Annotated in this window: 3 protein-coding genes; all 3 read right to left on the bottom strand. The window is 65.7% G+C overall.

The annotated features are described in order from the left end of the window. Positions 1 to 149: 149 nt before the first annotated feature. From Q5762_RS36830 to Q5762_RS36820, 3 genes are read right to left on the bottom strand one after another with little or no spacing between them, the layout of a single operon-like run. Entirely contained in the window at positions 150 to 338 is a 189-nt protein-coding gene (locus Q5762_RS36830; protein ID WP_315888752.1) for a helix-turn-helix domain-containing protein, read from the bottom strand. Beyond that, positions 335 to 550 carry a hypothetical protein gene (locus Q5762_RS36825; RefSeq protein ID WP_315888751.1) on the bottom strand — a complete coding sequence of 72 codons (216 nt, stop codon included), beginning with the start codon at positions 548 to 550 and terminating at the stop codon, positions 335 to 337. Before Q5762_RS36825 ends, Q5762_RS36830 begins: the two co-directional genes overlap by 4 nt. Further along, complete coding sequence (locus tag Q5762_RS36820; protein WP_315896677.1) at positions 547 to 801, bottom strand: helix-turn-helix transcriptional regulator; 255 nt, start codon at positions 799 to 801, stop codon at positions 547 to 549. Before Q5762_RS36820 ends, Q5762_RS36825 begins: the two co-directional genes overlap by 4 nt. Between the last annotated feature and the right edge of the window lie 53 nt (positions 802 to 854).

Here is an 854-nt window from a genome sequence, read left to right as displayed (position 1 = left end):
GCGGATCGCGACATCGACCGTCGACGCCCACCACGCGTCGGCGCGGTCGTGGTAGTCGGCGGGGGTGGTGGTAGAGTCTGTCATGTTGAGCTTCCTTTCGGGATTGCGTGGCCCTCGTCGTGACAGCGGCGGGGGCCGATTATTTGTGGTCAGCGGGTGGCTGACCTGCTGATGAGGCGCTCTACCTGATCGGCGGAGAAGACGACGCGCCCCTGTGGTTTGCCGGTCGGCTTGTGGCGGCGCAGCTTCCCGTCGCGGGCCAGCTTGTCGACGGTCCACGTTGATACGCCCATGAGGTCCGCGACGTCGGCGCGGGTCAGCCAGCGGCGATTGGTCATAGGTTGATCCCCTCGGCGCGGAGGGAGTCCTGGAGGTTCTCGCGCAGGTCATTGAGCGCGTCCACGGCGGTGTCAACGATGGCCACCTGCTCCTCACTGAGGACGTCGAGGGCGGCTGAGCCGTCCAGCATTGCGGTGGCACTCCCGATCCTGTGGATTGACTCAGCGAGTTGCGCGATGCGCTGGACCCGGTGCTGGTCGGGGGTGGTCATGCCGCTGCTCCCACGAGCCGATCCTCAGCGCGGGCGATGATCACCGACACGGGGACGCCCACGACGGCCGCCAGCGTGTCTAGTTCGGCCACCGTGAAAGGTGAGCCTCCGGAGAGACGGCGAGTGAGCGTGGTTCGCGGTATCCCGGTCCTGTCAGCGACGCCCAGTACGGTGAGACCGGCGTCGGTCATCGCCTCCGAGACCACGACTGCGGTCATCTCGGTGACCGTTCGGGGTGGTTTGGTGTCCATATGGTCACCCTATGACACAGGGAACGGTGACGCAACCCCTTTGGTCAAAAAAT

It is taken from the genome of Streptomyces sp. P9(2023) (genome assembly GCF_032436795.1).
GTDB lineage: Bacteria > Actinomycetota > Actinomycetes > Streptomycetales > Streptomycetaceae > Streptomyces.
This window is presented reverse-complemented; position numbering and strand designations above follow the sequence as displayed.